Consider the following 25713-nt stretch of genomic DNA (forward strand, 5'->3'; position numbering starts at 1 on the left):
GGTGGGATTACATGCCCATACCACCCATGCCGCCCATACCACCCATGCCGCCCATATCAGGCATTGCAGGAGCATCTTTAACAGGACGATCAGTTACCATCGCTTCAGTAGTAATCATTAGACCAGCAACAGAAGCAGCGAATTGTAGTGCGCTACGAGTTACTTTAGTTGGATCTAGAATACCCATTGCGATCATGTCACCATATTCGCCAGTTGCAGCGTTGTAACCGTAGTTACCTTCGCCTGCTTTCACGTTGTTCGCAACCACAGATTCTTCATCACCTGCGTTTGTCACGATTTGACGGATAGGTGCTTCCATTGCACGAAGTGCAACACGGATACCAACGTTTTGTTCTTCATTATCACCAGTTAACTCTGTGATATCAGACGCAACGCGGATAAGAGCAACACCACCACCAGCAACAACGCCTTCTTCTACTGCAGCACGAGTTGCATGTAGAGCATCTTCAACACGGTCTTTCTTCTCTTTCATTTCGACTTCAGTTGCTGCGCCAACTTTGATAACAGCTACGCCGCCAGCAAGTTTAGCAACACGTTCTTGAAGTTTTTCACGATCGTAGTCAGAAGTCGCGTCTTCGATTTGTTGACGGATTTGAGTAACACGGCCTTGAATTGCTTCTTCTTCACCAGCGCCATCGATAATAGTGCTGTTTTCTTTAGTGATAGTAACGCGTTTCGCTTGACCTAGGTCTTCAAGCGCTACTTTTTCAAGTTCTAGACCGATTTCTTCAGAAATAACAGTACCGCCAGTTAGGATAGCGATATCTTGAAGCATTGCTTTACGACGGTCGCCAAAGCCAGGTGCTTTAACAGCAGCCACTTTCACGATACCACGCATGTTGTTCACAACTAGAGTTGCTAGCGCTTCGCCTTCAACGTCTTCTGCAATGATAAGTAGAGGACGAGATGCTTTTGCTACAGCTTCAAGAGTTGGTAGCAATTCGCGGATGTTTGATACTTTTTTATCAACCAATAGGATGAATGGATTTTCTAGATCCACAGAACCCGCTTCTTGGTTATTGATGAAGTACGGAGATAGGTAACCACGGTCAAACTGCATACCTTCAACAACATCTAGTTCGTCTTGAAGTGCTTGACCTTCCTCAACAGTGATTACACCGTCGCGGCCTACTTTTTCCATTGCTTCAGCGATGATAGTACCAACAGTCGCATCAGAGTTTGCAGAGATAGTACCAACTTGAGCGATAGCTTTATTGTCTTCACAATTTACAGACAGTGCTTTTAGACCTTCAACAGCAGCAGCAACCGCTTTGTCGATACCACGTTTTAGATCCATTGGGTTCATACCAGCAGCAACTGCTTTTAAGCCTTCGTTTACGATAGCTTGAGCAAGAACTGTTGCAGTAGTAGTACCGTCACCAGCAGCATCGTTCGCTTGAGATGCTACTTCTTTAACCATTTGTGCGCCCATGTTTTGGAATTTGTCTTCCAACTCAATTTCACGCGCTACTGATACACCATCTTTAGTGATAGTTGGTGCACCGAAAGATTTATCAAGAACAACGTTACGACCTTTAGGACCAAGGGTAACTTTTACAGCGTCGGCTAGAACGTTTACGCCTTCCAGCATTTTTACGCGAGCATCATTGCCAAATTTTACGTCTTTAGCAGCCATTTTGTATTTCCTCTCTATAATTCGTTATTTCTTGTTCGTTTTATGCGGAGCAATTACTCAACGATTGCCAGAATGTCAGCCTCTGACAGAATCAGAACGTCTTTGCCTTCGATTTTTTCTGATTTAGTGCCGTAACCTTCACTGAAAATTACAGTGTCGCCCACTTGTACGTCTAGAGGTTGAACCGAACCATTTTCTAAGATGCGACCCTTACCTACAGCTAGTACAGTACCGCGAGTAGATTTTTCTGCAGCAGAGCCAGTAAGAACTATGCCACCCGCAGACTTAGATTCAACTTCTTTGCGTTCAACGATAACTCGGTCATGTAATGGACGAATGTTCATCGGTCGTCTCTCCTGATTAAATTTTCCGTCTTAATGTTTATGAAACGCTGATCGCTCAGCTTGTGTTTGATATGTGGGGGATAAATGTGGCTAACCCAAGGGGAAAAAGAAAAAAAATTGTGATTAATTTAACAAAATGTTGAGTTCTTAACCAATTGGCGAGCAAGAATTCGTCGTATTGGTCGATGAGGGCAAAAAATAGGAATGACAAACCACAAAATCCGCCGTTTAACGTTGGGATATTTAGCGTTAAAGTCAGTGAACGCTAATATAGTAAATCATTTGCTTTATTAACATGATAATTCATAATGTTCACATATAGACGACACAGTCACTCCTGAGTACGGAATACTGACAGAGGACCATAATGAAAACCGTTGACAGAATATTACACACCATCAAACGTGAAGGTGCTGTCACTGCAAAACAATTGGCCACAGACCTCAATATTACGACAATGGGAGCTCGCCAACATCTGCAGAGCTTAGAAGAAGAAGGCATTCTTGCGTTCCATGACGTCAAAGTAAAAGTGGGGCGTCCAACTCGCCATTGGTCTTTAACTCAACAAGGTCATGATCGCTTCACGGATCGCCATGGTGAACTCACTATTCAAGTGATTGAAGCTGTTGAACATCTGTTTGGATCAGAAGGTTTGGCAAAAGTAGCGGCTGAACGCGAAGCAAAAACGCTATCCCAATATCAAGACGCTCTTGCTGATTGTCAGACCTTAGAAGAAAAAGTGGCCACTTTAGTCAGTCTTCGTGAAAGTGAAGGCTACATGGCGGAATTTGAATCGACGGAGTACGGCTACGTGCTCTATGAAAATCATTGCCCCATCTGTAAAGCAGCAAAACGTTGCCCTAGCCTATGCACCTCAGAACTCACCATATTCCAAAAATTGCTCGGTGCAGATTATCACGTAGAACGTACCGAACATATTATTGAAGGTCAGCGTCGCTGTTCATACCTTATTGCTCCAATCACGTTGAAAGGGAATGACCATTCCTTCCGTGATTAAATATCACTGTGCTCATGGACGAGATCTGCCCCCCTGAATCTTTAAGCCATTGGGTATAGCTCTTTATCGTATCACTAAGGAATAAATCTCACAGCTGAGAATAACGCTGCTTTTTCAACCAAACCTCTACAACTTTGCTTATGCTTAGACTGATAGCAGTGTGGCTGTCGAATAATAATTGTAGAGGAGTCAGCTATGGCTAGTAACCCATGCCACCAAGTTCTCCCTCCTTTCGAGGAGATGGTCGACTTGGCTCAAAAGGATCCTGAGGCTTTTGCTCAATTTAAACGCGACATGTGCGAAGAAATGATTCAATCAGCTTCAAACAAAATGCAACAGCGATTATGGGCTCAACAGAGCCACATTGATTTGGTGGTCAGTAAATGTAAAAACCCAGATCATACCAATGTCACCTTAATGCGCGAACTCAGCGAACAAATGGCCAAGTTCAAAGGGGCGTTGGATGGTGAAGTTGAAAAACAAGGACAAGCAGAAATTATTCCGTTCCGCCAAACTGGAAACCTACACTAACACTGTGACAGTCAGACATCAAAAAGGAGGCCAAACTCGCCTCCTTTTATGTCATATTCATTGCATAGAACCCTTCTCATGATTCATCTGCTGTAGCACCATTACTTAATGTTGACGGTTCTTCTCCATACGCATTTTTACCAACAGAACCACGTAACAAACCGCATTCAATAAAGATCCAAGCACCGCAGACCACACCAACAATCGCAAGCACACTACTAAAAAGTGATGGCTGCGACGAGACAGGATCAGACACACGTTCTGCCATAGGAAAAGCAATACGGCCCAAAATCAGCGGTAAGTTAAGTAACAACCAACCATTCCCTTTATTTCTATCATGCCAACGCTTCGACGTAACAGCCAAATCTGGAAATAACACTAAGATCCAAAATATTGGGACAACAAAACCCGACACCATAGGAAAAAATCGCGTTACAACACCAAGCACTAACAACATAAAAAAGTAGTATAAAAGGTTCCACTGCCAGAATGTTTTACGTGCGATTCTTCCTTCAAACGAAAAAAGTAACCACTTAATAGACATGCTTTAAATTCCTAGCTACCTAACCAAATCAATTTGTTACTTTCAAAAAGCTGTCTCGGTTCATTTCCCGAACGTTAATCGTCAAGCTTCTAACATGACTAACTTGTTCCGTAAGTACTGACATCAGCTGACTCGCTAACGCTTTTTTCTGTTCTATTGTTCTGCCATCTAACAGCTCAAAAGTAATATGGATAAAATCTTGGCTATCACCTTCATCACCAATTAACCAATCATGGCAACTTAATGCTCTTGATTTCACAGCGCCAATATCAAATAAACCAGACTGTAATGCCACTTGGTGGAGATCTTCCAACAGTCCCTGCACATTCACTCGTTCATCGACTGAATTAGAATATTCCATAATCAAATTAGGCATATATAACCACACTAAGTTAAATGAGGCTCTGAGTCCTGCACTTGAGGTCATTGGGTATAAGGCGTCAGGGTAACAAATTAACAACATAAAAACCGAGAGCTTGTCGTTTCTTCTCTACACCAATACTGATCACCCTCTCAATTTTCTATTTTGCTCGAAACCATCTTTTCATGAGCATTTGGTAGAGGAAATACATATGAATGTAATTTTATTTCCAAACCACTTTCGGCTAACTCATTTTATTCCTCATACAACGCTGTAACTGCATGCAGAAGATCTCTGAAAGTCATGACCCTAGTCATGATCTGACCAGGTTTATCTGTTATATTCGTTGTCGTTATTTTTTTACATTCATTGAAATCGGAGATATTCCTATGCGTCGTCCTGTTGTGATGGGTAACTGGAAACTGAACGGTAGTAAAGCAATGGTAACTGAGCTACTAAACGGACTGAACACTGAAGTTGCAGGTGTTGAAGGTGTTGATATCGTTATCGCTCCACCAGCACTTTACATTGACCAAGCAGCTGGCCTTGTTAAAGAAGGCGGTAACAAGCTAATTCTTGGTGCACAAAACACTGACATCCACAACAGTGGTGCTTTCACTGGTGATGTTTCTCCTGAAATGCTTAAAGACCTTGGTGCTAGCCACATCATCATCGGTCACTCAGAGCGTCGTGAATACCACGAAGAATCTGATGAATTCGTAGCTAAAAAATTCGCTTTCCTAAAAGAAAACGGCCTAACTCCTGTTCTGTGTATCGGTGAATCTGAAGCTCAAAACGAAGCAGGTGAAACTGAAGCGGTTGTTTCTCGTCAAATCGATGCTGTTATCAACCACTGTGGTATTGAAGCATTTAACGGTGCAATCATCGCTTACGAACCAATCTGGGCAATCGGTACTGGTAAAGCAGCAACGGCAGAAGACGCACAACGCGTACACGCATTCATCCGTGCACACATTGCTAAACACAGCAAAGATGTGGCTGAACAAGTCATCATCCAATATGGTGGTTCTGTTAAACCAGAAAACGCACTAGCTTACTTCCAAAACCCAGACATCGACGGCGCTCTAGTTGGCGGTGCATCTCTTAAAGCAGACAGCTTTGCTGCTATCGCAAAAGCAGCTGCAGAAGCAAAAGCTTAATCATCACATTGATGTGAATGATAAAGGTCAGCTTATCGCTGACCTTTTGTTTATCAACCCCATCATTTCCCTACAGGCAATAGTGGTTATCTTCTAGAGTGGAACGCTAATTTCGCGTATCCTATCGCCTCAACTCTCTGCAACAGCTGTTCTCTATGCAAGATAAACATGGGTTACTCACCGCCCCAATTAGTAACGTATTACGTCAAATGACAGTACCGATGATCTTCGGTATGGTTGCTGTGCTCATGTTCAATTTAGTCGATACCTTTTTCATCTCCTTGCTCGGAACGCAAGCTCTTGCCGCTGTCAGTTACACCTTTCCTGTCACCTTTGGTTTAAACTGCATCACGATGGGAATTGGGGTGGGTTTATCTACCAGCATTGGTCGTTTACTCGGACAAGGAAGTAACCATCTCGCCGCTCGCTTTTCAACTCATGGTTTATTGTTAGCAGTAGTGCTTGTCACTCTTGCTTCAGTCGCAGGAATGGTCTCAATCACACCGTTATTTAGTTTGCTTGGTGCGAAAACAAGCCTGCTACCGCTGATCCAGGACTATATGCAAGTCTGGTATATTGCGGTACCACTACTGGTCATTCCTATGGCTGGTAACAGTGCTATTAGAGCGTCTGGAGATACCAAAACACCCGCTAAAATCATGATTTTTTCTGGTGCAATTAACGGCGGTTTAGATCCACTCTTAATCTTCGGCTATGGCCCATTTCCTGAACTCGGAATCAAAGGTGCGGCCATTTCGAGTGGTATTTCCTGGGTCGTAGCTCTAATTTGTACCTTTTATATTCTCATTAAACGCGACAAATTGATTGCTCTGCCTAATCTCAAGCAATTACCCACTGATTGGATTCAGGTTTTGAAGATTGGCACTCCTGCCGCTCTCTCTATCGCAATGACCCCTATTTCTGGCGCACTCTTGATGAAGATACTGTCATCTCATGGTACAGCCGCTGTCGCTGGCTATGGTGCGGCACAACGCATTGAATCGATACTGTTACTGGTCATTATGTCGTTAACATCAGTATTAACGCCTTTCATCGCGCAAAATTTAGGCGCAAAGAATCCTCAGCGAAGTTTTGCTGGATTATTTATGGGCATGCGCTTTTCGATCGTTTTTCAGATTCTGGTTTTCATTATGATGGTACCTTTAAGCACTCCGCTCGCGGCGCTCTTTTCTCATGATCAAGCCGTTGAGCAAACCTTATGGCATTACTTATTGATTGTGCCTTTAAGTTATGGTTTTCAAGGTGTCGTGATGATGTTGATATCTGCACTCAATGCCCTTCACCAACCCAATAAAGCGTTTGTCTGGAGCTTCTTGCGCCTATTTGTATTCACTCTGCCCTTTGCCTGGTTTGGCTCACTTTGGTATGGAGTAGAAGGGTTATTCTTTGGTATCGCACTGGGTAATGCATTTGGAGGGCTGTTTGGTTATCTCTATGCACTGCGGTTAAGACGTATTCATATACCCAATTCATCATTGAATAAGGTTGTAAATAACCAATAAAAAACCGCGTCATAAACGCGGCTTTCCTAAATCAATATATCGCTAAGAGTTAAATGATCTCTTCGTCTTCTTCAAGGATACTTTCTTCTTCATCTTCAAAATCCATATTTAACGGCTCTTGAGATAAAATAATACCCGTGCTATCGGCATAAATATAATCTTCAGGAAGAAATGTGACGCCACCAAAATTAACAGGCACATCAACTTCACCAATGCTCTTAGACACAGCCCCCACAGGAATTGAAGCTAGAGCCTGAATACCAATATTCATGTCCTCTAGGTCGTCAATCTCTCGAACGCAACCGTATACAATAATACCTTCCCACTCATTTTCTTCCGCTAGCGCAGCTATTTCTGAGTCGATTAAAGCGCGACGTAATGAACCGCCACCATCGATGAGTAAAACCCGCCCTAAGCCATCTTGTTCTAATGCTTCACGGATTAATCCGTTATCTTCAAAGCATTTAACAGTGGTGACTTGACCAGCAAACGAGGCACTACCGCCAAAGTTGCTGAACATGGGTTCCACGACATCGACCTGATCGAGATAGATATCACATAGCGCTGAGGTGTTGTATTCCATAGCCTAGTTCTCTCTGTGAAAGCCTAACAACGAGTATATAGAGTCAATAAGTCATTGCAATGACTCAATTCAAATTAACTTGTCAGAGTTTGTGCAATAACGACACCAACAAACAATAGGTTAGTAATAATTGAGCACTTTACAATGACCGGTAACATAGGAGCGATTTCTGCTGGCTGTTGTGTGGCCCACAGCTCGCGGCTGTGTTTAGTGACCGAAATAAGGCTAAGCAAAAATGGGACGCTAATCCATACAGGCTTACCTTGCATCAATAAGTAACACGCAAATGCGACAACAGCACCAGCCAGTAACACAAAGTGATAACGTTTAGCCAAATCTTGGCCAAGGCGAACCGCTACGGTACGTTTACCACATTCAGCATCATTCTCGATATCGCGCATGTTATTAATATTAAGAACAGCGACTGCTAATAAACCACACCCTAAAGCTGGTAAGAACAATGCACCATCAATATGACCCGTGTGTAAAAAGTAAGTTCCTGATACACCAAGTAAACCAAAGAAGATAAAGACGGATAAATCCCCTAACCCCACGTAACCGTATGGTTTATTACCCACGGTGTAAGCGATGGCTGCAGCCATAGCCAGAACACCTAAACCAATGAAAGCGATAATACTTTCAAAGCTATCTAATGCGTAAAGAACTAAACCAAGACCAGCAACAACTGTTAATACGATATTAATATATATCGCTTGTTTCATATCCTTTAAGGTCACTGCACCAGATTGTAGCGCACGCATTGGGCCTAAACGCTTGTCGTTATCGGTTCCTTTTACTGCATCACCATAATCATTAGCTAAGTTAGAAAGAATCTGTAACAAAGTGGCTGTTAACAAAGATAATAACGCGACAGGCCAAGAAAAATGACCAGTTGAAAACGCAAGAGCGCTACCAGTAAGTATGGATACTAGTGCCAGTGGCAATGTTTTTGGTCGAGCAGCGTCGAGCCAAATGTGCAATGAGTTATTCATGATTACGAGATATTGATCAACATATTGCCAGTATATGCGCAATTGTGAACAGAAAAAAGCCCGCCTTAACAGGCGGGCTACAATGTTTTGTTTTTGATCAATTTATCAAAGAATAAAACGACTTAAATCTTCATCTTCAACCAATTCACCAAGGCGAGACTTCACATAATCGGCGTTCACTTCAAAACTTTCACCAGATTTGTCAGTTGCATCAAAGGAAATATCATCCATTAAACGCTCCATCACAGTGTGCAGACGACGAGCACCGATATTTTCAGTGGTTTCATTCACCTTCCAAGCTGCTTCAGCAATCTGCTTAATGCCATCTTCGGTAAAGGTGACATCGACGTTCTCTGTTTTTAATAATGCAGAATACTGCTCTGTCAATGACGCACGAGGCTCAGTCAAAATACGACGGAAGTCATCACTTGATAACGCACTTAACTCGACACGAATAGGAAGACGACCTTGTAATTCAGGAATCAAGTCCGATGGTTTCGCAACTTGGAATGCACCCGATGTGATAAACAGAATATGGTCGGTACGTACCATGCCATGTTTTGTCGTCACGGTGCTGCCCTCAATTAACGGTAGCAAGTCACGTTGCACACCTTCACGAGAAACATCAGGACCAGACGCTTCACCACGTTTACAAATCTTATCCACTTCATCGATAAACACGATACCATGGTTTTCAACGTTGAAGATCGCCTGATCTTTCAACTCATCCATGTTAACTAACTTAGCCGCTTCTTCTTCAATCAACGCTTTCAACGCATCTTTGATTTTAAGTTTGCGTTTTTTCTTCGTGTCACCACCCATGTTTTGGAACAGACCTTGTAGCTGGTTGGTCATTTCTTCCATACCTGGAGGCGCCATAATTTCTACGCCCATTTGTGGAGCAGCAACATCGATTTCGATTTCTTTATCGTCTAGTTGGCCTTCACGAAGTTTTTTACGGAACGATTGGCGAGTCGAGGAATGTTGTCCATCTTTCTCATCCACTTGACCCCATGCATCACGTGCTGGAGGCAACAACGCATCCAAAATACGTTCTTCTGCTAGTTCTTCTGCGCGGAACTTCACTTTTTCCATCGCTTGCTGGCGAGTCATTTTTACCGCGACTTCGGTTAAATCACGGATAATGGTATCGACTTCTTTACCTACGTAGCCCACCTCAGTGAACTTAGTTGCTTCTACCTTAATGAATGGTGCATTTGCAAGTTTTGCTAAACGACGAGCTATTTCTGTTTTACCCACACCCGTTGGGCCAATCATTAAAATATTTTTAGGCGTCACTTCAGCACGTAAATCTTCGCTTAGCTGCATACGGCGCCAGCGGTTACGTAATGCCAAAGCAACCGCACGTTTTGCGTTGTCCTGACCAATAATGTGGCGGTTTAGTTCATCAACTATCTCGCGAGGAGTCATCTCAGACATAGGAAATCCTTAAAATTCAGTTACAAATTACTATCTTTGGTTATTCACCTTGTGGAAGAGCCGCCACAGCTTGGCTATCCTCAGGAATTTCTAGTTCTTCAATAGTATGGTATTGGTTGGTGAACACACAAATGTCCCCCGCTATTTTTAACGCTTTTTCAGCAATTTCACGTGCATCTAAATCGGTGTTTTCTAACATCGCAATCGCAGCAGCTTGGGCAAAATTACCACCGGAACCAATCGCAATAAGATCATGTTCAGGCTGAAGTACATCACCATTACCAGTAATGATGAGAGATGCTGTCTCGTCTGCTACCGCTAGAATCGCTTCCAATTTACGTAACGCGCGATCACTGCGCCAATCTTTGGCTAACTCAACTGCCGCTTTAGTTAGATGGCCTTGGTGCATCTGTAGCTTGCCTTCAAAACGCTCAAACAAAGTAAATGCATCCGCAGTACCACCAGCGAAACCAGCAAGTACTTTATTGTTGTAAAGGCGACGAACTTTCTTCGCGTTGCCTTTCATCACTGTATTACCCAGCGATACTTGTCCGTCACCCGCGATAACGACTTTATTGTTACGACGTACAGAAACGATGGTAGTCACGTGAGGGCCTCTTATCTTTTTTCACTATGGAGTTAAGAGGATATATATGGCTGCTTAGAAGGAAATTCAAGGGGAAAGAATTGAAAGCTATTTCAAGATTCGGTCAAGACTCGATGGCGATTCAACAAAAATGCCATCGAGAAAATGAGGATTCATCTCTCGATGACATTTGGATAGGAGATTACAAGTTGTCTTTCATAATCAAACAAGGCTCAATCTTCGAACGCTGCAATTTATGCTTATCTTTCTCAGCTTCACGTTTGAACTTATAGGGACCAAGAACAATTCGGAACCAGCTACTACCTTCTGTTTTTCGAATTTTACTGGTCAGTCCCACAAATGCGATTCGTGCCTTACGCTCTTCCGCTTGATGCATGGTTTTAAATGCACCGCATTGCATGATGTAAGGAATCTTTGAAACTTTTAATTCCTTAGGTACCACTTCAATCTCGCGACTTGGCAACGTATCCACATAATCCCACTTTTCGGTTGGTGGCGGTGGAAGATCATCGTTAGATGATTTTTGCTTCACTGGCTTAACAGGAGTCGAGACTGCAGCAGGTGGAGTTTTTGGTGTGGGATCGCTATTGAGAATATACAATCCATAGCCAAAGGCTCCGACAGCAATAATAGCAAGTAAACCACTTTTCCACGGTTTACCTTTAGGCGACGTTTTTTTTGGGGTCGGCTTTTTAGGACTACGACCTCGTCTTACATAATCTTTATTAGCCACAAGAATTCAATAATTGACAATTTGGTCCACATGTTAATTCAGTTTACGTATAGAAAACAAACGAAAAGCTAATGTAGCGCATAAAAATGCGCTACCTAATCAATTTAGAGTATGTCGTATTGAATTAACCACAGCATCAGATCACTTGTCAGCACTACACAACTCGTGGTGGCGCAGCACTTTCTCGTACGATTAATTTGGTTTCAAGCAAACGAGAACCAGCCTGCACATCATGACCACGTAATAATTCCAACATCATCAACATTGCTTGGCGACCAATTTCATATCGCGGCTGTGAGATCGTCGTCAGTGGTGGATCACAATATTCAGCAAACTGAATATCATCGAAGCCCACAACGGATAAATCTTGAGGAACACGCAAACCGAGACGTTTAGCTTCTTGGATAGCACCGATTGCCATCGTGTCGTTGTGACAAAAAATCGCGGTTGGCGGCTCAGGCAGTGCCAATAACTGTTTCACCGCTTTTACGCCATCTTTAAAGGAAAAATCGCCTTTAAAACAATACGTAGGATTCATCGTAATCCCCGCTCGACGTAATGCTTGCTGATAACCTTGATGGCGGAATGAAGACAGCGCCGCCTGATCGGGGCCAGCAATTTCAGCTACTCGCTTGTGTCCCATTTGGGTCAAGTAGTTCACAGCCTCAAAAGCGGAAGTTAAATTGTCGATGTGAACCGTAGGTAACTCTAGTTCAGGCGCAAATTCACATGCCATCACCATCGGCGGCAAGTTCTTTTGTTCTGGTTTACTCACATCAAATGGTAAATCCGTTCCAAGGAGTAACATACCGTCGGCTTGCTTGGTAAATACGAGATTGACGAATGAGTTCTCTCGTTTCTTTTGCTGGCCACTATCGCCTAATAGTACAAGATATCCATGCTCCATGGCTGCATCTTCGATGCCACGAATGATCTCAGTAAAATAGGGATCACAAATATCTGGTACGATGGTGACGATCGTTTTCGATTCGTTACGGCGCAGATTTCTAGCTAAAGAATTGGGAGAATAGCCCGCTTCTAAGACTGCTTCTTCAACTCGTTTACGAGTAGAAGAAGAGACTTTCTCTGGATTCATCAAGGCACGGGATACCGTTGCCGTTGACACTCCAGCAAGCTGGGCAACATCCTTCATTGTCGCCATATAAATAACCCTCTTTCTCTATCCTGGACAGTGCAAACGCACTTTTCTTATCGTTATCGTTTACCCACATCGTCCTAAAAGCGAGGCTGACATATAAGGCATCACAATAATGGATACACCTTGCTTAATATGCGAATGCATGGGCTCAAAAACAACTCAGCAGCCCCAACGGCCACTGAAGGAATACTTTACTTAAGTCTAATGAACTACTAATGAGTAGGTTACGCTTAGATTAACAAATTTTACACTATTAGCGTGAATTCCATCACGTTTAATTGTTTCCATCCCTTTAAGGTTAGCAAACAATCTTGATTTTTCATGAAAGATCTTGCGGTTCAATGTCTAAAGTCCACCTAATCTTGTTAGCAACAGGTAGCATATTGATAGCAGGACGAGCACTGATCAACCATTTTTGCATCATTGAGCGTGTTTGCGTCTGAATCAGTAACTGCCAACGAAACTTTCCTGCCCTTTTTGCTAATGGAGCTGGCGTTGGGCCTAACACCAAACATGTATCATCAAATATCGGATTACTTTCTAAGGTATGGCGCACTTGACGTAAGAAATCTTCGACCTGCTGCGAATTATTCGCTTCTGCTCTTAATAACGTCAAAAATGTATACGGCGGTAACATCGCTAACTTACGTTCCTCTAAGGCACTTTGCGCAAAGTGATTGTAATCTTTGGTTAATAGAGCCTGGAGCAACGCATGTTCCGGATGGTGGGTCTGTAAATAAACTTCACCCGGCTTACTCGCCCTTCCTGCTCGTCCTGCTACCTGAGTAAACAACTGGGCAAAACGCTCGGCTGCGCGAAAATCGCTGCTATACAACGACCCATCCACATCTAACAGAGCGACCATAGTAACATCCGGGAAGTGATGCCCTTTCGCGAGCATTTGAGTGCCAATCAAAATTTTATATTCGCCATTACGAATTGCCGTAAGAGCACTTTCTAAGCTTCCCTTACGTCTTGTGCTATCGCGATCGATACGGATTGTCTTATATTCAGGAAAAAGTTCAGCTAATTGATTCTCTAACTGCTCCGTTCCCACCCCGACAGTAACTAGGTGAGTGGATCCACAACTTTGACATTGATGAATCACAGGTCTTTGAGAACCGCAGTGATGGCACCGCATTTCATGGCTATTCTGATGATAGGTGTAATAAGCGTCACACCTTTGGCAGTCAGCAATCCAACCACACTCATGGCACATCAAAGCAGGAGAAAATCCGCGCCGGTTGAGAAATAACAGAACTTGGTTGCCCGCTTGAAGATGACGACGCATTTGCGCAATTAACGGTGCAGATAAACCACTTTCTAAATACAGCCCCTTCACATCCAAAACATGGTTCGTCGTCGGTGTCGAGAGTCCCGCACGCTGAGTTAATTGTAAATGATGATACTTACCGGTTAACGCGTTATGGAGAGTTTCTAACGCTGGTGTTGCAGAGCCTAAAATAATTGGGATGTTTTCTTTCGCAGCCCTCATCACCGCAACATCACGAGCATGATAGCGCAAACTGTCTTGCTGCTTGTAGGAAGCATCATGCTCCTCATCCACAATAATAATGCCGAGATCAGAAAAAGGCGTGAGTAACGCAGAGCGTGTACCGATAACAATCCCAGCCGCTTTATCACGAGCACTCAGCCACGCATTCAAGCGCTCGGTATCATTGAGCCCCGAGTGAATAACACTGACTGGAACATTAAACCGGCGTTTAAAGCGATTAATGGTTTGTGGTGTTAAACCGATTTCAGGCACGAGTACTAACGCCTGACGCCCTTTATCGAGCACAGGTTTAATCATATTCAGATACACTTCGGTTTTACCTGAACCCGTCACCCCCTGCAGTAGATAACAGCCAAATCCCGGCTGTGAGTTTACCGAAGCAATCGCCACAGCCTGCTCTTGGTTCAACTTAGGTTTATCAACATCCGCTTCTATATGCTTTGGCCAAGCTTTAATTGTAGGTTGGCGCTCTTGCATTTCGATCCAACCTTTTTTTTCTACAGCTTTTAACATCGTCGAAGAAAACTCTTCTTCCACTAACGTTTGATGAGACACTGGCTCACTTTCTAAGCGATACATTAAACGGGCCTGTTGCACTGCTCGTTTATCAAATCCCGCCATGAGCTGATTACGACCGATCTCCGTTAATCGCCATTCTCGAAGAGCAGCAAAATTAGCCTCTTTCCCTTTACGCAACAATGTTGGCATTGCGTTCGCCAAAGTGTCACCGAGAGGGTGTTGATAAAATTGGCTACACCACTGCAATAAACCAAATAGCGGATCGGGCCACACAGGTTGGGTATCTAGAACGGACTTAATTGGTTTTAACTGCTCACGAGGAAAATCGGACTCGTTGACCAACGCAGTGACAATACCCACTAATGTTTGGCGCCCAAATGGCACAGAAACACGCCCACCAATGATAGGAAATAGATGCGGTGGAACCACATAGTCAAACTGTTTATCAAGTGGAACGGGTAATGCCACTCGGGCAATCGATGGGCGCATAGTTGTTAGGTCTGGAATTGCGAATCACAGCGCACAGTCTAATAGATGCAGACTACAAATTCGACTATCTATCCTATACTTAATGAGTAAAGGCTAATTCCCTGAACCAGCCACCTCCCATTAAACCATAAAAATGGCGAAAATAGCGGCAAAATGAGTTGATCCGAGAGTGATGATTCTTTATTATATCGCGCCTTACAAGGTAGCTGCTTACTAATAGCAGTTATTTTGCACTTTATCATTAACAATACGTGTGGTGTCCAACATCGATTTGGATAGCGACACGGCCTAATTTGAGGTTATCCCATGAAAGCTGGTATCCACCCAGAATACAAAGAAGTAACTGCAAACTGTTCTTGCGGCAACACTTTCGTTTTCAAATCAACTCTAGACAAAGACACTCTTCATCTAGACGTTTGTGACAAATGTCACCCATTCTACTCTGGTAAACAACGTATCGTTGATACCGGTGGTCGTGTTGATCGCTTCAACAAACGTTTCGGTACTCTATCTAGCAAAAAATAATTGCTTTCAGATATTGAACGAATTAGAAAAGGGCGCTTTTAGCGTCCTTTTTGTTTATATCCCCCCACATAACCTCAAGATTCAGAGCGCCATCAACAAACACAAATCAGGCCCACACCGGCTGGGAATCGGCTTATTGCTAGCGATATAAATCATCTAACTTTTTATAACCTGATATAAGAAGAAATTATAAAAAAGAACTTTCCTCCTTTCGCGCAAACCTTTGCCTTATTTTATCTGGTCTTATCTCTCTATTTTCTGCGAAAAAGTAGTCATTTTGCCGCTATGCAGCGTCAAATTACTGCTTTAGAATGGTCGGCTTTTCTACAAACAATAACAGAGAACAGCTATGTCCAATGACAATCAACAGGAACTGACTGCAGAAGAACAGTTTCGCCAAAAAGCCCTTGATTACCACGCAATACCAACTCCAGGTAAAATTGCGATCTCTTTGACTAAACCTGCGGACTCTGCTGAAGACTTATCTCTAGCTTATAGCCCAGGTGTTGCAGAGCCAGTGCGTGAAATCGCGCAAAACGTAGAAAACGTTTACAAATACACAGGTAAAGGTAACACCGTTGCCGTTATCTCAAACGGTACCGCAATCCTAGGCCTAGGTAACTTAGGTCCGCTTGCCTCTAAACCAGTAATGGAAGGTAAGGCGCTACTATTCAAACGCTTTGCTGGTATCGACTCTATCGACATCGAAGTAAAACACCGCACTATCGACGAGTTCGTTGATACGGTTGCTAACATTGCGGATACATTCGGCGGCATCAACCTAGAAGACATTAAAGCACCTGATTGTTTCGAAATCGAACGTCGCCTGATTGAACGTTGTGATGTGCCAGTATTCCACGATGACCAACACGGTACAGCAATCGTAACCGCAGCAGGTATGCTGAACGCTATCGAACTTCAAGGTAAAAAACTTGAAGAATGTACCATCGTTTGTCTTGGTGCTGGTGCTGCAGCGGTTGCATGTATGGAATTGCTTATCCAATGCGGTGCAATGCGTGAAAAAATCTACATGTTAGACCGTAAAGGTGTGATTCATACTCGTCGTAGCGACATCAATGAACACAAACAGCGCTTTGCGAGCAACACTGACAAACGCACTCTGACTGATGTTATTGAAGGTGCGGATCTATTCCTTGGTGTATCAGGTCCTAACCTGCTTACAGAAGAACAGATCAAGCTGATGGCTGATAAACCAGTTATCTTTGCATGTTCTAACCCAGATCCAGAAATCAAACCTGAATTAGCTCAAACAGCTCGTCCAGACATGATTATGGGCACAGGCCGTAGTGACTACCCTAACCAGGTTAACAACGTATTATGTTTCCCATTCATTTTCCGCGGCGCTCTAGATGTTCGCGCGAGAGAAATCAACATTGAAATGAAATTGGCTGCGGTTGAAGCAATTCGCTCATTAGCAAAAGAAGACGTTCCTGCAAACGTACTAAAAGCAGCGGGTGTTGAATCACTGAGCTTTGGTCCTGATTACATCATTCCAAAACCAATGGATGCACGCCTACTTCCTCGTGTTGCTCGCGCAGTGGCTCAAGCTGCAGTAGACTCAGGTGTTGCTCGTATCGAGCTACCAGCAGGTTACATGGAAGACTAAGGTCTGACTAATAAGCAATATTGAGTAATGCTTATCCCTAAATGCAAAAGCCCCCAACCTTGGTTGGGGGCTTTTTACTTTTAATGACGCGAATGTGCAAACGTCATTAACAATAGTAATACGACTTAGTCATCAAATGATTCAAATTCGATGCCCATTGCAGTCATTAGCTCTTTGGCTTCAACAGGAATGTCATCTGGGCGATCTTTTCGCAAATCTTCATCGGTCGGCAAAGGCTGACCAGTGTACGCATGCAAAAACGCTTCACACAGAAGTTCACTGTTAGTAGCATGACGTAAATTATTGATTTGGCGGCGAGTACGCTCATCAGTCAACACTTTAAGTACTTTAAGAGGAATAGATACGGTAATTTTTTTTACTTGTTCACTCTTCTTACCATGTTCTGCATAAGGGCTAATATAATCGCCGTTCCAGTCTGCCATTGCGCACCTTCGTTAAACTAATTTCACTAATGAATATTAAAGACCCCAATTTTAGCGGGATTTACTGCCATAAGCAAAGACATATAGACGTCTAGAAGTGTTGACGTCTTCTTTTTTCAACAGTAAAGTGTGAGGCTATGCATCATATATCGTTATCTGTGGTTTAGATCGTCAGATATGATAAACGCAACAAACATAGAGTCACACAGGAAAGGAAACACTTATGACCACTCGCAAACCCGCTACCGTGGCGGTTCGTACTGGTATTGAATCCGATACCCAGTATCACGCTGTTGTTCCACCCATTTATCTATCCACTAACTACGGCTTTCCTGCGTTTGGCGAAGTGCCAAACTATGACTATACCCGCTCAGGTAACCCAAACCGTAACTTATTGGAAGAAGCACTCTCAAAACTCGAATGTGGTGTAGGCGCGACGATTACCAACTGCGGTACTTCAGCTCTAAACCTTTGGGTTTCTGCGTTTATCGGTCCTGATGATGTCATCATCGCTCCGCACGACTGTTATGGTGGTACTTACCGCTTATTCAATACTCGTGCGCAAAAAGGCGATTTTAAAGTACTGTTTGTTGATCAATCAGATGAAAAAGCGTTTGCCGACGCATTAGCACAAAAGCCAAAATTGATTCTACTCGAAACCCCATCTAACCCACTGGTTCGTGTGATTGATATCGAAAAAGTGTGCCAGCAAGCAAAACAAATTGGTGCCCTTGTCGCTGTCGATAATACCTTTTTGACACCTGTGTACCAAAAGCCTCTAACGCTCGGTGCTGACTTCGTTATCCATTCAACTACTAAATACATTAATGGTCACTCCGATGTTATTGGCGGTGTCGTGATCAGTAAAGATGCCGAGCATGCAGAAAAAATTGCTTGGTGGGGTAACTGTATCGGCGCAACCGGTACACCATTTGATAGTTATATGACACTACGCGGTCTGCGTACTCTGCCAGCTCGTATGCGTCAGCACGAAGAAAGCTCTCAACAAATTTTGAATTACTTGCTTAAACAAGAGCTCGTAAAAGTGGTTTATCACCCTAGCCTGCCGAATCACCCCGGACATGATATTGCGAAAAAACAACAGTCTGGTTTTGGCTCAATGCTAAGCTTTGAAGTCAATGGCTCTTACGAACAATTAAAACTATTTGTAAGTTCATTAGAATTGTTCTCTCTCGCTGAATCGCTTGGCGGTGTTGAAAGTTTAATTTGCCACCCTGCAACAATGACTCACCGAGCTATGGGTGAAAAAGCATTGGCAGAGGCTGGGGTTTCAATCTTATTACTGCGTGTATCAGTCGGTTTGGAAGATCCAGAAGATTTGATCGCCGATTTAGACCAAGCCTTCAATAAGGCCAAGGAGATCCGTTAATGACTACCCAACGCCAGTTGCATAAATTTGGTGGTAGTAGCCTAGCAGACGCTGAATGCTATCAGCGTGTTGCTCATATTTTGAAGGAATATTCACAAGACAACGATTTAATCGTTGTCTCTGCGGCAGGGAAAACCACTAACCGTCTTATCACGTTTGTCGATGCCCTCAATAAAGATGGTCGGTTAGCACATGAAACTTTACAGTCGCTTCGTCAGTATCAATCGGAATTAATTGACGGTTTACTTGAAGGTGAACAAGCAGACCATCTACAAACTGAACTTAGTGCAGAATGTAGCGCTTTAGGCGAACTCACAGCACCACTTACCACTGCGCAACGAGCGGCTGTTCTCGGGCATGGTGAACGCTGGTCAGTTCGCCTATTAACCGCCTTATTAAATCAAGAAGGTCTCGCTGCTGTCGCCGAAGACGCACGACATTTCTTGCGTGCCGAAGCGGGCACACAACCAGAAATTGATCGCGCGGCATCTTATCCACTTTTACACAGTATTTTGGCGCAATATAGTAATCAACGCGTCATTATTACTGGCTTTATGGCACAAAATAGTGCGGGTGAAACTGTGCTATTGGGCCGTAATGGTTCTGACTATTCTGCCACAATCATTGGCGCTCTTGCGGATGTCAGTAAAGTGACTATTTGGAGTGATGTTGCTGGGGTATTTAGCGCAGATCCCCGTTTAGTTAACGATGCTTGCCTACTCCCATTACTTCGCTTAGATGAAGCCAATGAGTTGGCCCGTTTAGCTGCGCCAGTGCTGCATAGCCGCACGCTACAGCCTGTAGCACAAAGTACAATGGATTTAGCTCTACGTTGTAGTTACCGCCCAGAATCAGGTTCAACTCGCATTGAACGAGTTCTTGCTTCTGGTCGCGGCGCCAAAATCATCACCTCATTAGATGATGTACTGCTTATTGAGCTCTCATTCGGTCAAAACCACGATTTTGAGCGGATGAAATCCGGCATTTTGGAACGTCTCAAGCGCGTTCAATTAGAGCCATTAGCATTTGAAACACAAGCAGACCAATACTTACTGCGCTTAGCGTATACAGCTGAAATAGCCTCTGGCGCTTTGGATTATCTACAAGATTCAGCCACTGAAGCTGAAATTAAATTGAAAGAAGGCTTCTGTTTAGTGGCAGCGGTCGGTGCTGGAGTAACCAATAACGCTCACCACTGTTTTGGCTTCTATCAGCAAACCAAAAACTGTCCGATAGAGTTCATCTCTGCGACAGAATCAGGGTTAAGTCTGGTTGCAGTGATGCGCCAAACTGAAATCGAACCTCTCGTCAATGATATTCACACACAGCTTTTCCAAGCCCAAAAACGGGTAGCCTTAGCATTGTGTGGCAAAGGTAATATCGGGTCGAGCTGGTTAAAACTTTTCGCTCAACAAAAAGAAGAGTTAGAGCGTCGCCGTGGCATGTCGTTTGACTTAGTTGCGGTAGTCGATAGTCAAAACTACCTTTTCAATCCTGAAGGTTTTGATGCCCAAAAAGTTCTGACGATCGATCCAAGTGAAGCCCAACCGAATGATGGCCAAGAGTGGATAGAACGCTTAGGTAATATTCAAGGTTACGACGACGTTATTATTCTCGATGTAACCGCCAGCGAGCAACTTGCCCAGCAATATCTACAATTTGCAGAGCAAGGTATGCACCTCATTACCGCGAATAAAGTTGCTGGCTCCGCTCCAAGCGAATATTACAATCAAGTCAAAGATGCGTTCTCTAAAATTAGCCGTCATTGGCTATACAATGCCACTGTGGGTGCTGGATTACCTATCAATCATACGCTTCGTGATTTACGCGAAAGTGGTGATGAAATTATGGCGTTATCCGGTATCTTCTCAGGAACCTTATCGTGGTTATTCCAACAATACGACGGCAGCGTACCCTTTAGCGAATTAGTCGAGTTAGCATGGCAACAGGGTCTAACCGAACCCGATCCACGCAATGACCTTGATGGTTCAGATGTGATGCGAAAATTGGTGATTCTAGCTCGTGAATCGGGTCTTGATATCGAGCCTGAAAACGTCAAAGTAGAATCTTTGGTGCCTGATGAACTGACTAAACTGCCACTGGATGAATTTTTAGATCAGAGTGAATTACTTAATACATCGCTCGCAGAACGCCTAGAAAAAGCCCAAGAAGAAGACAAAGTACTGCGTTATGTGGCACGTTTAGAAAAGAATGGTATTGCCACTGTAGGTGTAGAAGCTCTAGAACGAGAACATCCTCTTGCCAACTTACTACCTTGCGACAATATCTTCGCGATTGAAAGTAAGTGGTATCGAGATAACCCATTGGTTATTCGCGGCCCTGGAGCCGGCCGAGAAGTGACCGCTGGAGCTATCCAATCCGATTTAAACTTACTTGCAAGTTTCCTTTAATGTCATAACCCGCCATCTGGCGGGTTAATTTTTTGCTCCCCCACTACAGCTATCTCATTAATTTCATTTACAATGCCAAATTAACCACACTAAAAACATGGCTACTTGATGAGAATTCATTCGTTATATGAATTATATTCAAGTTAATATTGTTGACATTGTAGCCAGTTCAACACATTATTTGGACATATAGACGTCTAAACGTCAAAAATAAGATTCGTTGGCCGTCCACGTTGGCGACTGCTCGCAGGAGAAGAGAATGGGATACACACACGCTAGTCATATTGATGCTTTAAACCAAAACATCGCCGAACTATCGGACATCAATGTGTCATTTGAGTTTTTTCCACCAAGCAGCGAAAAAATGGAAGAAACCCTCTGGAATTCAGTTCACCGCCTAAAAACGTTGAACCCAAGTTTTGTTTCCGTTACCTATGGTGCTAACTCTGGCGAGCGTGATCGTACTCACTCGATTATTAAAGAAATTAAAGACAAGACCGGTTTAGTATCAGCCCCTCATTTAACCTGTATTGATGCTACTCGTGAAGAGCTGATTAAGATTGCTGACGACTATTGGAACAATGATATTCGCAATATTGTGGCTTTACGAGGCGATATTCCTGAAGGTGCAGGGCAGCCTGACATGTATGCATCAGATCTCGTCGAACTGCTGAAATCTCGTCACGATTTTGATATTTCAGTCGCCGCTTTTCCAGAGGTTCATCCTGAAGCAAAAAGCGCCCAAGCCGATTTACTTAATCTGCGCCGTAAAGTAGAAGCAGGAGCTAACCGCGCGATTACCCAGTTTTTCTTTGATGTGGAAAGCTACTTACGCTTTCGCGACCGCTGCGTCACAGCAGGGATTGATGTAGAAATTGTTCCGGGTATTTTGCCCGTCACTAACTTCAAACAAGCTTCACGCTTTGCAGCGCAAAACCACGTCAAAATACCAAGTTGGATGGCAAAACAATTTGAAGGGTTAGATGACGATCCAGTGACTCGTCAATTAGTAGGGGCAAGTCAGGCCATTGATATGATCCGTATTTTATCGCGTGAAGGCGTAAAAGATTTCCATTTCTATACACTCAACCGTGCAGAAATGACTTACGCGTTATGCCACACCCTAGGCATTCGCCCTACTCCAGCTGCTTAACGTCAACATTCGATAAAATAAAACCGCTAGCTATAATGCCAGCGGTTTTATTTTTGGTTCTTACCCAACACCAATTAGGTGATCAAGTATCAATAAAAGACGATTATTCTACGTCTTCCATTTTACCAAGCAGGCTACGAATGCGTTCTTGCCATGCTTCATGTTCTTGTTTCACTTGTTGAGCTTGGCGTTCTAGTTCTTCAATGCGCGCATTCTTTTCTTCTGTTTGATTTAGAAGTTGTTGTTTTTCTTCTTTTAGCTCATCTAATTCCATTTGTTGCAGTGCGATAGTATCAACTGCGGTTTGGATTTTCGCTTCAAGTTGCTCTAGTACTTCAAAAGACATGTTCTTACCCTTTATTGAATCGGTTGGGGCGACTCAGGTGGTCACCTAATGCCCCCATTCTACTCAGCCAATCGCCGATAAACACTCACTATATTCGAGATTTTGCGCTATTCGGTTAAAAATAAGGCGTAAATTGACATTATGCTTACCTAACTGGCTTTTCGCCGAGTTTAAGTCGTTCATTTTTCATCCATTACCCTAATTTCCACCGCAGTTTTGATCAAGTGCAAAGCAACAGGAATGCAAACTGCAACCGTTCTCGTATTAATATGATAAAATTCGTTCTCGTTACCTAAGTAACTTAGCGGTTAAGGGTTCGATGCCATCTTCCCCTTTACACCACCACCGACGATCATTCATCGCCGTCTCCGTTAGGTTACTTAGGTATTAAAAAATCCCGTTTATTTGGTTTGGAGTAAAGATGAAACGCGAATTGGCAATGGCTTTTTCTCGAGTCACTGAAGGTGCCGCTTTAGCAGGGTACAAATGGCTTGGCCGTGGAGATAAAAACGCAGCAGATGGTGCCGCAGTTGAAGTAATGCGCACCTTGCTCAATAAAACTGAAATTGCGGGTGAAATCGTAATTGGCGAAGGTGAAATCGACGAAGCACCTATGTTATTTATTGGCGAACAAGTCGGCGTTGGTGGTGATGCAGTCGATATTGCTGTTGATCCAATCGAAGGCACCCGTATGACCGCGATGGGTCAATCGAATGCTCTTGCAGTGCTTGCAGCCGGCGAAAAAGGCAGCTTTCTAAAAGCGCCTGATATGTACATGGAAAAGTTAGTCGTCGGTCCTGAGGCCAAAGGCTGCATCGATCTTAATAAACCTCTAGCAGAAAACTTGAACAACGTTGCTCAAGCACTCGGTAAACCACTTTCTGAGCTGGTAGTAATTACTTTAGCTAAACCTCGCCATGATGGCGTTATTGCTGAAATGCAAAAAATGGGAATTCGCGTCTTTGCTGTGCCAGATGGTGACGTAGCCGCTTCCATTTTAACCTGCATGCCAGACAGTGAAGTTGACATGATGTACTGCATCGGTGGCGCTCCTGAAGGTGTCGTATCAGCTGCGGTTATTCGGGCACTGGATGGTGACATGCAAGGTCGCCTACTTCCTCGTCATGAAGTGAAAGGTGAAACCGAAGATAACCGCATCTGGGGTGCTAAAGAACTGAAACGCTGTGAAGAAATGGGCGTAAAAGCAAACACTGTACTTAAGTTAGAAGAGATGGTGCGTAGCGATAACGTTATTTTCTCTGCGACTGGCATCACTAAAGGCGATCTGCTCGAAGGCATCACACGTAAAGGTAATATTGCGACCACTGAAACTCTCATTATTCGTGGCCGTTGCCGTACTATTCGTCGCGTTAAATCGATTCATTACCTAGAACGCAAAGATCCTGACGTACGCGAAATTATTCTGTAGTCTCAGCGTATTTCGATACCAACAAAAAAGACCGCTATCTAAGCGGTCTTTTTTCGTCTCAACAGCGGCAAAGGTTAGAACAACTCTTCAGCCACTTTGTAGAGGTCTTTACGTACTGGGCGACGCATGTTTTCAATCGCATCAATGATATCGTGGTGTACCAGTTCTTCTTTCTGAATACCGACACAACGACCACCGTGACCTTCAAGCAGAAGGTGAACCGCATAGTTACCCATGCGTGATGCAAGAACACGGTCAAATGCTGATGGGCAACCACCACGTTGGATGTGACCTAGCACGGTTGCACGAGTTTCACGACCTGTCGCAGCTTCGATTTCTTTTGCTAATACATTAGCATCCATCATCAGCTCTGTTAGAGCGATAATAGCGTGCTTTTTACCTTTCTTGATGCCATCTTGCAGGTTAGAAATCAGTAGCTCTTTGTCTAAACCTGTTTCAGGAGAAATAATGTATTCACAACCACCAGCAACCGCTGACATTAGAGTCAGATCACCACAGTGACGACCCATGATTTCAACAATAGAAATACGTTGGTGTGAAGAAGATGTATCACGAAGACGGTCAATTGCTTCGATGACTGTATTTAAAGCAGTGAAGTAACCGATTGTATAATCAGTCCCTGCGATATCGTTATCGATAGTACCTGGTAAACCGATACATGGGTAACCCATCTCAGTTAGCTTCTTCGCCCCCATGTACGAACCGTCACCGCCGATAACCACAAGCGCATCAATACCATGCTTTTTCAGGTTTTCGATAGCTTTTGCACGAACTGCTTCTTCCTTGAACTCAGGGAAGCGAGCAGATCCTAAGAACGTACCGCCGCGGTTAATTACATCAGACACGCTTGAACGTTCTAGTTTTTCAATGCGGTCTTGATAAAGGCCTAAGTAGCCGTCGTAGACACCATATACTTCTAGATCTGCACCAAGTGCAGTACGAACTACGCCGCGAATAGCAGCGTTCATGCCAGGTGCGTCACCGCCGCTGGTCAATACCCCGATCTTTTTAATCATGCTCACCCTCTATATTTTGGGAACTCATTAATCAATTTTTAACGTCATATGATTATCGCTAACCACATAAACAAATCTTTTTATTGTAGATATTATGTTACCTGTCTTATGCAGGAATACTACCGTTATTTCATATTTTGGTAGCTTTCTCATCGGCTTGAAGTATGCCATTGTCT

24 protein-coding genes are annotated in these 25713 nt (G+C 43.6%); 10 read left to right on the top strand and 14 right to left on the bottom strand.

The window, feature by feature from the left end; genetic code table 11:
• Positions 1-7: 7 nt before the first annotated feature.
• Both groL and I1A42_RS15090 read right to left on the bottom strand, forming a co-directional pair.
• Entirely contained in the window at positions 8-1657 is a 1650-nt protein-coding gene (groL, locus tag I1A42_RS15085; RefSeq protein WP_196123944.1) for a chaperonin GroEL, read from the bottom strand.
• 53 nt (positions 1658-1710) lie between these two features.
• Positions 1711-2001 carry a co-chaperone GroES gene (locus tag I1A42_RS15090; RefSeq protein WP_161153579.1) on the bottom strand — a complete coding sequence of 97 codons (291 nt, stop codon included), beginning with the start codon at positions 1999-2001 and terminating at the stop codon, positions 1711-1713.
• Positions 2002-2368: 367 nt separating this feature from the next.
• Between I1A42_RS15090 and I1A42_RS15095 the strand changes: the two genes are divergently transcribed.
• Together I1A42_RS15095 and I1A42_RS15100 are read left to right on the top strand one after the other, a co-directional pair.
• Positions 2369-3019 carry a helix-turn-helix transcriptional regulator gene (locus I1A42_RS15095; protein ID WP_196123945.1) on the top strand — a complete coding sequence of 217 codons (651 nt, stop codon included), beginning with the start codon at positions 2369-2371 and terminating at the stop codon, positions 3017-3019.
• A gap of 195 nt (positions 3020-3214) precedes the next feature.
• Positions 3215-3550, top strand: coding sequence for a DUF3135 domain-containing protein (locus tag I1A42_RS15100; RefSeq protein WP_196123946.1), 336 nt, complete (start codon positions 3215-3217; stop codon positions 3548-3550).
• 76 nt (positions 3551-3626) lie between these two features.
• Here I1A42_RS15100 and I1A42_RS15105 read toward each other — a convergent pair whose 3' ends face one another.
• On the bottom strand, positions 3627-4094 hold the full coding sequence (locus tag I1A42_RS15105; RefSeq protein ID WP_161153576.1) for a DUF805 domain-containing protein: 468 nt from the start codon (positions 4092-4094) through the stop codon (positions 3627-3629).
• Positions 4095-4122: 28 nt separating this feature from the next.
• A complete protein-coding gene (locus tag I1A42_RS15110; protein ID WP_161153575.1) occupies positions 4123-4470 on the bottom strand; it encodes a 5-carboxymethyl-2-hydroxymuconate Delta-isomerase in 348 nt (115 codons plus the stop codon).
• A gap of 374 nt (positions 4471-4844) precedes the next feature.
• Between I1A42_RS15110 and tpiA the strand changes: the two genes are divergently transcribed.
• Positions 4845-5615, top strand: coding sequence for a triose-phosphate isomerase (gene tpiA / locus I1A42_RS15115; protein WP_196123947.1), 771 nt, complete (start codon positions 4845-4847; stop codon positions 5613-5615).
• A 155-nt stretch (positions 5616-5770) separates the two neighbouring features.
• Complete coding sequence (locus tag I1A42_RS15120) at positions 5771-7138, top strand: MATE family efflux transporter (protein ID WP_196123948.1); 1368 nt, start codon at positions 5771-5773, stop codon at positions 7136-7138.
• 49 nt (positions 7139-7187) lie between these two features.
• Here I1A42_RS15120 and rraA read toward each other — a convergent pair whose 3' ends face one another.
• The 7 genes from rraA to priA all read right to left on the bottom strand — a co-directional run bounded on the left by rraA (position 7188) and on the right by priA (position 15176).
• Positions 7188-7721: a ribonuclease E activity regulator RraA gene (gene rraA, locus I1A42_RS15125; protein WP_161153572.1), complete on the bottom strand. Its 534-nt coding sequence runs from the start codon at positions 7719-7721 to the stop codon at positions 7188-7190.
• Between the two features lie 74 nt (positions 7722-7795).
• Entirely contained in the window at positions 7796-8713 is a 918-nt protein-coding gene (locus I1A42_RS15130) for a 1,4-dihydroxy-2-naphthoate polyprenyltransferase (RefSeq protein WP_196123949.1), read from the bottom strand.
• A 105-nt stretch (positions 8714-8818) separates the two neighbouring features.
• The gene (gene hslU, locus I1A42_RS15135; RefSeq protein ID WP_161153570.1) at positions 8819-10153 is read right to left on the bottom strand and encodes an HslU--HslV peptidase ATPase subunit; all 1335 of its coding nucleotides are present in this window, start codon (positions 10151-10153) and stop codon (positions 8819-8821) included.
• Between the two features lie 40 nt (positions 10154-10193).
• Positions 10194-10760: an ATP-dependent protease subunit HslV gene (gene hslV, locus I1A42_RS15140; protein ID WP_161153569.1), complete on the bottom strand. Its 567-nt coding sequence runs from the start codon at positions 10758-10760 to the stop codon at positions 10194-10196.
• Between the two features lie 181 nt (positions 10761-10941).
• Positions 10942-11493, bottom strand: a complete 552-nt coding sequence (locus tag I1A42_RS15145; protein ID WP_196123950.1) for an SPOR domain-containing protein — start codon at positions 11491-11493, stop codon at positions 10942-10944.
• Between the two features lie 154 nt (positions 11494-11647).
• On the bottom strand, positions 11648-12661 hold the full coding sequence (cytR, locus tag I1A42_RS15150; protein WP_329604835.1) for a DNA-binding transcriptional regulator CytR: 1014 nt from the start codon (positions 12659-12661) through the stop codon (positions 11648-11650).
• Positions 12662-12971: 310 nt separating this feature from the next.
• Positions 12972-15176, bottom strand: a complete 2205-nt coding sequence (gene priA / locus I1A42_RS15155) for a primosomal protein N' (protein WP_196123951.1) — start codon at positions 15174-15176, stop codon at positions 12972-12974.
• Positions 15177-15482: 306 nt separating this feature from the next.
• Between priA and rpmE the strand changes: the two genes are divergently transcribed.
• Both rpmE and I1A42_RS15165 read left to right on the top strand, forming a co-directional pair.
• The gene (gene rpmE, locus I1A42_RS15160; RefSeq protein WP_196123952.1) at positions 15483-15701 is read left to right on the top strand and encodes a 50S ribosomal protein L31; all 219 of its coding nucleotides are present in this window, start codon (positions 15483-15485) and stop codon (positions 15699-15701) included.
• 349 nt (positions 15702-16050) lie between these two features.
• Positions 16051-17328, top strand: a complete 1278-nt coding sequence (locus I1A42_RS15165; RefSeq protein ID WP_161153564.1) for a malic enzyme-like NAD(P)-binding protein — start codon at positions 16051-16053, stop codon at positions 17326-17328.
• Positions 17329-17453: 125 nt separating this feature from the next.
• Here the strand turns inward: I1A42_RS15165 and metJ are convergent, their stop codons facing one another.
• Positions 17454-17771 (bottom strand): met regulon transcriptional regulator MetJ, encoded by a 318-nt coding sequence (gene metJ / locus I1A42_RS15170; protein WP_161153563.1) that lies wholly within the window; start codon positions 17769-17771, stop codon positions 17454-17456.
• Between the two features lie 223 nt (positions 17772-17994).
• Here metJ and I1A42_RS15175 point away from each other — a divergent pair, with 223 nt between their 5' ends.
• From I1A42_RS15175 to metF, 3 genes are all read left to right on the top strand, one after another.
• Positions 17995-19161 carry an O-succinylhomoserine (thiol)-lyase gene (locus I1A42_RS15175; RefSeq protein WP_196123953.1) on the top strand — a complete coding sequence of 389 codons (1167 nt, stop codon included), beginning with the start codon at positions 17995-17997 and terminating at the stop codon, positions 19159-19161.
• The gene (locus I1A42_RS15180) at positions 19161-21572 is read left to right on the top strand and encodes a bifunctional aspartate kinase/homoserine dehydrogenase II (protein WP_196123954.1); all 2412 of its coding nucleotides are present in this window, start codon (positions 19161-19163) and stop codon (positions 21570-21572) included. Before I1A42_RS15175 ends, I1A42_RS15180 begins: the two co-directional genes overlap by 1 nt.
• Before the next feature lie 259 nt (positions 21573-21831).
• On the top strand, positions 21832-22725 hold the full coding sequence (gene metF / locus I1A42_RS15185; RefSeq protein ID WP_196123955.1) for a methylenetetrahydrofolate reductase: 894 nt from the start codon (positions 21832-21834) through the stop codon (positions 22723-22725).
• 103 nt (positions 22726-22828) lie between these two features.
• Here metF and zapB read toward each other — a convergent pair whose 3' ends face one another.
• Positions 22829-23071, bottom strand: a complete 243-nt coding sequence (gene zapB / locus I1A42_RS15190; RefSeq protein ID WP_161153559.1) for a cell division protein ZapB — start codon at positions 23069-23071, stop codon at positions 22829-22831.
• A 421-nt stretch (positions 23072-23492) separates the two neighbouring features.
• On the opposite strand from zapB, the gene glpX reads away from it, so the two are divergent.
• Positions 23493-24500: a class II fructose-bisphosphatase gene (glpX, locus tag I1A42_RS15195; RefSeq protein WP_196123956.1), complete on the top strand. Its 1008-nt coding sequence runs from the start codon at positions 23493-23495 to the stop codon at positions 24498-24500.
• Positions 24501-24574: 74 nt separating this feature from the next.
• Here the strand turns inward: glpX and pfkA are convergent, their stop codons facing one another.
• Positions 24575-25537 carry a 6-phosphofructokinase gene (gene pfkA, locus I1A42_RS15200; protein ID WP_161153557.1) on the bottom strand — a complete coding sequence of 321 codons (963 nt, stop codon included), beginning with the start codon at positions 25535-25537 and terminating at the stop codon, positions 24575-24577.
• Between the last annotated feature and the right edge of the window lie 176 nt (positions 25538-25713).

Origin of the sequence: Vibrio nitrifigilis, assembly GCF_015686695.1 — a bacterium.
Taxonomy (GTDB): domain Bacteria; phylum Pseudomonadota; class Gammaproteobacteria; order Enterobacterales; family Vibrionaceae; genus Vibrio; species Vibrio nitrifigilis.

Coding starts and splice junctions, on each gene's coding strand:
- I1A42_RS15175 (WP_196123953.1), top strand. CDS start 17,995: ATGACCACTCGCAAACCCGCTACCGTGGCGGTTCGTACTGGTATTGAA.
- rpmE (WP_196123952.1), top strand. CDS start 15,483: ATGAAAGCTGGTATCCACCCAGAATACAAAGAAGTAACTGCAAACTGT.
- groL (WP_196123944.1), bottom strand. CDS start 1,657: ATGGCTGCTAAAGACGTAAAATTTGGCAATGATGCTCGCGTAAAAATG.
- priA (WP_196123951.1), bottom strand. CDS start 15,176: ATGCGCCCATCGATTGCCCGAGTGGCATTACCCGTTCCACTTGATAAA.
- I1A42_RS15120 (WP_196123948.1), top strand. CDS start 5,771: ATGCAAGATAAACATGGGTTACTCACCGCCCCAATTAGTAACGTATTA.
- I1A42_RS15090 (WP_161153579.1), bottom strand. CDS start 2,001: ATGAACATTCGTCCATTACATGACCGAGTTATCGTTGAACGCAAAGAA.
- metF (WP_196123955.1), top strand. CDS start 21,832: ATGGGATACACACACGCTAGTCATATTGATGCTTTAAACCAAAACATC.
- pfkA (WP_161153557.1), bottom strand. CDS start 25,537: ATGATTAAAAAGATCGGGGTATTGACCAGCGGCGGTGACGCACCTGGC.
- hslU (WP_161153570.1), bottom strand. CDS start 10,153: ATGTCTGAGATGACTCCTCGCGAGATAGTTGATGAACTAAACCGCCAC.
- I1A42_RS15100 (WP_196123946.1), top strand. CDS start 3,215: ATGGCTAGTAACCCATGCCACCAAGTTCTCCCTCCTTTCGAGGAGATG.
- zapB (WP_161153559.1), bottom strand. CDS start 23,071: ATGTCTTTTGAAGTACTAGAGCAACTTGAAGCGAAAATCCAAACCGCA.
- tpiA (WP_196123947.1), top strand. CDS start 4,845: ATGCGTCGTCCTGTTGTGATGGGTAACTGGAAACTGAACGGTAGTAAA.
- I1A42_RS15095 (WP_196123945.1), top strand. CDS start 2,369: ATGAAAACCGTTGACAGAATATTACACACCATCAAACGTGAAGGTGCT.
- I1A42_RS15165 (WP_161153564.1), top strand. CDS start 16,051: ATGTCCAATGACAATCAACAGGAACTGACTGCAGAAGAACAGTTTCGC.
- rraA (WP_161153572.1), bottom strand. CDS start 7,721: ATGGAATACAACACCTCAGCGCTATGTGATATCTATCTCGATCAGGTC.
- I1A42_RS15105 (WP_161153576.1), bottom strand. CDS start 4,094: ATGTCTATTAAGTGGTTACTTTTTTCGTTTGAAGGAAGAATCGCACGT.
- I1A42_RS15180 (WP_196123954.1), top strand. CDS start 19,161: ATGACTACCCAACGCCAGTTGCATAAATTTGGTGGTAGTAGCCTAGCA.
- I1A42_RS15130 (WP_196123949.1), bottom strand. CDS start 8,713: ATGAATAACTCATTGCACATTTGGCTCGACGCTGCTCGACCAAAAACA.
- glpX (WP_196123956.1), top strand. CDS start 23,493: ATGAAACGCGAATTGGCAATGGCTTTTTCTCGAGTCACTGAAGGTGCC.
- I1A42_RS15110 (WP_161153575.1), bottom strand. CDS start 4,470: ATGCCTAATTTGATTATGGAATATTCTAATTCAGTCGATGAACGAGTG.
- metJ (WP_161153563.1), bottom strand. CDS start 17,771: ATGGCAGACTGGAACGGCGATTATATTAGCCCTTATGCAGAACATGGT.